This is a genomic window from Pollutimonas rozaliensis (assembly GCF_048751585.1).
Classification (GTDB): Bacteria; Pseudomonadota; Gammaproteobacteria; order Burkholderiales; family Burkholderiaceae_B.
This window is the reverse complement of sequence record NZ_JAZHOB010000016.1, coordinates 1-5023: the sequence shown is the minus strand read 5'-3', so window position 1 is coordinate 5023 and position 5023 is coordinate 1. Positions and strand designations below refer to the sequence as shown.

The following is a 5023-nucleotide window of genomic DNA, read 5'->3' as shown; positions in this document are numbered from 1 at the left end:
GCCTTGAACACGGAATTTCTGACACTCCCATCGAAATAGCTCTCAGGTCTATGGTTCGAACTCAGATCTCATTATTGAGGTGAGGACGGCGCTTCAAGCTTGTCGGCATACTTGATCATGATGTCGCCCATGGCACGCATCATCTCGCCATGCATCTGCATCATCACTTTGCTATTGGCTCCGCTAGCAGCGCCCATCATAGGACAGCTGCCCATCATCCTTATCATGTCGCCGCCCATCATGCCGTGATCTTTCATCTTGCCTGGCTTCATATCGCCCATCTTGGCCGCGTCACCATTCTGCATCATGCCCGATTCAGCTTTCATGCCCGCGGTAGTGTCATCACTGCTGGAAGACGCTGCTACTCCCGCACCGCTTACGCCCAACAAGAGCGCCGTAATGGGTGCAATAAATAGTGCTTTCATATTCATTTGTATCTCCTAAATTCAGAAAATTGACTTTTCACGAACCGGCTTGAACTTATGATGCAAGAAAAATGTAGGTATGGCAGGTGTAGTGTCTTCCAGCGTCAGAACAGTAAAGGTGTACCAATCGTGGCGTACCCGGCTATACCGTTACTCGTCTGTAGATTTAGTCCTTGGAAAACGGTTTACCGTTAAAGTCAACAGTAACTAAATTTCCATCAAGTTCACCCATGCCTGGCGCATTCAACGGCATGCCAGGCGCCGACACGCCCTTCACTGATGAGTCAGCCAGCAATTTGTTGACAGCATTGGCCGGTACGTGCCCCTCGATGATTTGGCCAGTGGCTTCTACCACGCCCGTATGACACGATCCAAGCTTTGGTGGCACGCCGAGTTTTTGCTTCACCGAAGCCATGTCGGCCGTTTTGATCGCCGTAACATCAAAGCCAGCATCCCGCATATGCTCGACCCACCCAGTGCAGCAACCGCAATTGGGATCCTGATATACGGTAATGGCCGTGCCGGTAGCCTGTGCAAAGGATGACGCGACGGCCAAGGCAGCCGCTGCTAGCCATAATTTCATGAAACCTGCTCCAGCGTAAATGTAGATCTTGAATGATTCATAGTATAGATAAAGACCACGCTCGGGCAGCTTAGTTCTGTCGTTGCAATGTGACGTCCTTCTGTGCCTCCAGGACCTTGGGCGGCCAGTTGCTCTTGATGTAAGCCAGTACCGCAATGATCTCTTGATCGCTGAGGATGGTCCGATACGCGGGCATGTCGCTAACGTAGCCTGGAGGCGCCGTCTTCCCAGGAACCAGGCCGTTTTTCACCATATCGAGCAACATCGCATCAGGATGATGCCAAGTATGGCCGGTTTTGTCGTGCGGCGGTGCGGGCAGCCTGCCATTGGGCATGCGGTCACGCCAGTTCGGCTGCCCTTGCAGGGACTCACCATGGCAAGCTGCGCAATTGTTCGCATAGATCGCCCTGCCCTGCATCACAAGAGCCTGATCCGCAGGGTCGATGAATGCCGAGCCGGATCCCCGTATGACGCTGTAAAGGATGGCGGCGGCGCCGACGACGACAGCGCAGACTACCCCAAAGACCAATTTCTTCCGTGCCATTTTAATGCGCTAGATCAGCTAACTTTTACCTTGCCGACCATCCCGGCCTCCATGTGGCCCGGAATGAGGCAAGCGAAATCCACGGTGCCCACCTGATCGAACTGCCACACCAAGCCGCCAATCTTACCTGGGGCCAATGTAATCATATTTGGTTCGGCATGCTGCATGCCCGGCATTTTTTGCATTTCGGCCGCATGGGCCTTTAGATCGGCGAGGGATCCGATCACCATTTCATGGGGGATTTTGCCCGTGTTCTTGATAAAGAAACGAACGGTCTCGCCAGCGCTGACCTGGATGTCACCCGGTGTAAACCGCATGGTGTCGTCCATCGTCAACTCAATCGTGCGGGTAACTTTGGCCGGATCGCCGGGCTTGCCAGTCGGCGACGGTGCATTCGACATGGTGGACATATCGTGCCCAGGCATGCCATGCGCCGGTGCGCCATGCCCCCCGCCATGGTTGCCCGCAGCCAATGCGAGGGCCGGAAGGACACTTAACGCCAAAATAGAAAGGGTCTGTTTCATCACGAGTACACTCCTAGAGTTTGTTTAAGTAGGCAGCCATTTCAAACCGCCCTAAGAAAAGGCAATATCGAAACCGAAAACTCAAGACATCCACGAAACGGGCTTCCGGCTTCATCGCCCTAGTTAGTCACTTTAATGGCAACAGTATTGATCAATCAATTGCACTTTAACGAAGTACAACTGCCGATCTACTGACGTGTAAATTACAATTTTGTAATATAGGCACGCCCGTCCTAATGACCGGGGGGTTTATTTGAGTTACTACGAGCACCTCCATGGCGTCTGCCACCTCTGCCACAGGCAACTGTTCCATAACATATTTGTGCCATGCGCACGGTTAAGGCCGTCGGAGCTCAGTCAGGGCGTACAATCCATGTGCTTTTCTTGGGCGAAACTTTGCCACGTTGGTACACCTCCTGCGTAGACGAAACGAATGAACCAATCGAAAACTCCTGAACAGCCTTCTGACGCGCGCGCTGACCCATGGAAACTAGATCTGTAGGGCTTTCCAACACCTTCGTTAGAACGGAAGCTATCGCCTGCGGATCTCGGATTGGCACAATCCAGCCATCATGTCCATTTTCGACGTTCTCTGGTAAACCGCCCGCATCACTTACGATTACAGGTATACCCATAGCCATCATTTCCCGGCATGCAAACGAAATGGTCTCTATCTCAGATGACACAACAAATCCGACGTCCAATGCTGCCAAGCATGAACGGACATCATCCAAAAGCCCGGTAAAAACCACACTGTTGCGTAGGTTTAATGCCTCGACTCTGGCGCGCTGAGCATCTGATGGAAGGGCGCCGGCAATCAAGACGACGATTTGGCTGCGTAGCGCAGCAGGAAGAAGAGAGACGGCTTCGACCATATCCAGCCAATTCTTGTAGGCTGCGGTCCCCGCATTACTGCCTACGACCAACCGCCCCGTCAAGCAAGGCGGAATCCAGCAGCTTTTCGCAGCTAATCGCTCCTCTGGCGCGGCGGGAACAAACTTGTCCAGTTCAACACCATTACGGATTACGTGCAGACGGCACCCTCTGAAGTACGAATGGACCAACTTATTTCGCGTGTGATCGCAGACGCAAATGACATGATCTGTTGCCAGCTTTGCACGAGCTAATGCTCCGACGCTTCGAGATAGGCGGTCACTATGTTGGGTATACACGAGCACTGGGCGCCAAGCGCCAGAACCCATCAATGCGAACATACAGGCACGATGGTCTGTCGCGCCGTTAACATGAATAATGTCAAATTGCTCACGCCGCAAGAATGCTCTAAGGCGCCGAAGGCTCAGCAGCGTTCTGAGCAACCCTCCTTTAAATTCGTGCGGCATAGTTCGAACGCCTGCCAGAGCCGCAGCTGATTCGAAAAGACGGCTCCCACTGGGTGCTGCAATGACGATCTCGTGCTCACTGCTGAGTTTTCGCGCAAGCGAAAGAATGTAAGTAGTGTGTCCTCCGCCGTCTCCTCGATGAAAGTTGGTATAGAGAATCTTCATAATGACAGCGGTGTGGTGAAACGAGATATCTTTTTCATATTCGAAATGGTCGCTATCGTTTAGAAATGGGACAGCACATAACGAGATATCTGCTAGAGCTTGAAATGCTTCTGACCCGGGCTTTGGAGTATCCGCCTAGCCTTCCTTTGCAGCCAACTGACTACTTCGACGCCTTCGCGCATTCACGTAGAACTGCAGACTCGTTGTTTATCAACGCCAGAAGACAACCTAAGCCTTGACCGAGCTACGGGTACTTAAGCGAAGCGGCAATCCAGCGTGCTGAGGAGATCAAAGCTTGTTTTCTTAGCGAAGCCACGGCTATAAAGATGGCGGGTTCTTCGCCTACAAGACGCGAATGGTAAGCGTACGGACGTGACAAACGTCGAACTCTAGGATTACATTTTTGCAATGCACATTAGAAGCGCGTCCACCCAGATAGGCAGCTTTGAAGACTGCAAACTTCCGATAGCGCAATAGCTTCCGCTCGCATGAACATGGACCAATTCATAGCATTTGGCCACACAGCATCGTCTGATTGACCGAATGACACTCAAGACTGCTAACGAGTGGAAGGACTGCGCCAAAGCACAGGGCCACAACGACACTTAAACGAACAGAGCCGCAAGGCGAATAAAGACCATTGCCATGGTGACTTTCTGGTGTCAGGCCCCGACGAAGCAGCGCCTCAGTTCCGTATGCCTTCTTCGTAGGTTCAACGATGCGCTAACCCCTCCGCTCGTTGAACGGCATAGCGGAACAATCAATATGATCAAGCAGGACGAAAAGAAGCACCGCGAACCCATTTCAATGAATTATGTAGACGCGGATTCCAGCTTTATTTTTGCCACCTGAATCTACGATTGAAGCTGCTATCAACCGTCAACTCAGCTCTGAACGGTGACGTATTCGAGATGATGCGGTCACTAAATTTCAGCGAATGTTGTCCCCTGCCAACTTTAATTACCGGAAGATGATTACGAGATTACATCTCCGTCAGGAAGTTCGAAATTCACGGCATGTTAACAAAGCACTGCTGAAATGCCGACAACTTCCATTCGGGAGTTTGATCAGTCGACTCCTCAAGGGGTCCTGCAACTGATCAAGGCTAATTTCTGGAGTTTTCATGAAAAAGAGTTTGCTGGTAGCCGCCTTGTTAACCGGTTTTGCAGGTGCGGCACAAGCCAATACATCCGTAACGCTATATGGTCTTTTGGATGGTGGTGTGGGCTATACAAAGTTCAAAAACGACACAGCCAGCGCATCCAAAACGGGGGGTTGGGATGGCGCTCAGTCGAGCAATCGCTGGGGCTTGCGGGGCAGCGAAGATCTGGGTGATGGCCTGAAGGCCATCTTCACGCTGGAAAGCGGTTACAGCTTGATGAACGGCACCCAAGCCCAAGGCGGTCGTCTGTAGGGAGTGTCAGAAATTCCGTGTTCAAGGT

Annotated in this window: 5 protein-coding genes and 1 pseudogene; 1 reads left to right on the top strand and 5 read right to left on the bottom strand. The window is 52.0% G+C overall.

The window, feature by feature from the left end; all coding sequences use genetic code 11:
• Window positions 1-71: 71 nt before the first annotated feature.
• The 5 genes from V0R37_RS21740 to V0R37_RS21720 all read right to left on the bottom strand — a co-directional run bounded on the left by V0R37_RS21740 (window position 72) and on the right by V0R37_RS21720 (window position 3581).
• Window positions 72-431, bottom strand: coding sequence for a hypothetical protein (locus V0R37_RS21740; RefSeq protein WP_420376509.1), 360 nt, complete (start codon window positions 429-431; stop codon window positions 72-74).
• A 160-nt stretch (window positions 432-591) separates the two neighbouring features.
• On the bottom strand, window positions 592-1008 hold the full coding sequence (locus tag V0R37_RS21735; RefSeq protein ID WP_420376508.1) for a DUF411 domain-containing protein: 417 nt from the start codon (window positions 1006-1008) through the stop codon (window positions 592-594).
• Between the two features lie 70 nt (window positions 1009-1078).
• On the bottom strand, window positions 1079-1552 hold the full coding sequence (locus V0R37_RS21730) for a c-type cytochrome (protein WP_420376507.1): 474 nt from the start codon (window positions 1550-1552) through the stop codon (window positions 1079-1081).
• Between the two features lie 14 nt (window positions 1553-1566).
• The gene (locus tag V0R37_RS21725; RefSeq protein ID WP_420376506.1) at window positions 1567-2076 is read right to left on the bottom strand and encodes a cupredoxin domain-containing protein; all 510 of its coding nucleotides are present in this window, start codon (window positions 2074-2076) and stop codon (window positions 1567-1569) included.
• 353 nt (window positions 2077-2429) lie between these two features.
• The gene (locus tag V0R37_RS21720; RefSeq protein WP_420376505.1) at window positions 2430-3581 is read right to left on the bottom strand and encodes a glycosyltransferase family 4 protein; all 1152 of its coding nucleotides are present in this window, start codon (window positions 3579-3581) and stop codon (window positions 2430-2432) included.
• Between the two features lie 1123 nt (window positions 3582-4704).
• On the opposite strand from V0R37_RS21720, the pseudogene V0R37_RS21715 reads away from it, so the two are divergent.
• Window positions 4705-4992: pseudogene (locus V0R37_RS21715) on the top strand (porin); the annotation flags it as partial.
• Window positions 4993-5023 lie beyond the last annotated feature (31 nt).

Coding starts and splice junctions, on each gene's coding strand:
- V0R37_RS21740 (WP_420376509.1), bottom strand. CDS start 431: ATGAATATGAAAGCACTATTTATTGCACCCATTACGGCGCTCTTGTTG.
- V0R37_RS21735 (WP_420376508.1), bottom strand. CDS start 1,008: ATGAAATTATGGCTAGCAGCGGCTGCCTTGGCCGTCGCGTCATCCTTT.
- V0R37_RS21730 (WP_420376507.1), bottom strand. CDS start 1,552: ATGGCACGGAAGAAATTGGTCTTTGGGGTAGTCTGCGCTGTCGTCGTC.
- V0R37_RS21725 (WP_420376506.1), bottom strand. CDS start 2,076: ATGAAACAGACCCTTTCTATTTTGGCGTTAAGTGTCCTTCCGGCCCTC.
- V0R37_RS21720 (WP_420376505.1), bottom strand. CDS start 3,581: ATGAAGATTCTCTATACCAACTTTCATCGAGGAGACGGCGGAGGACAC.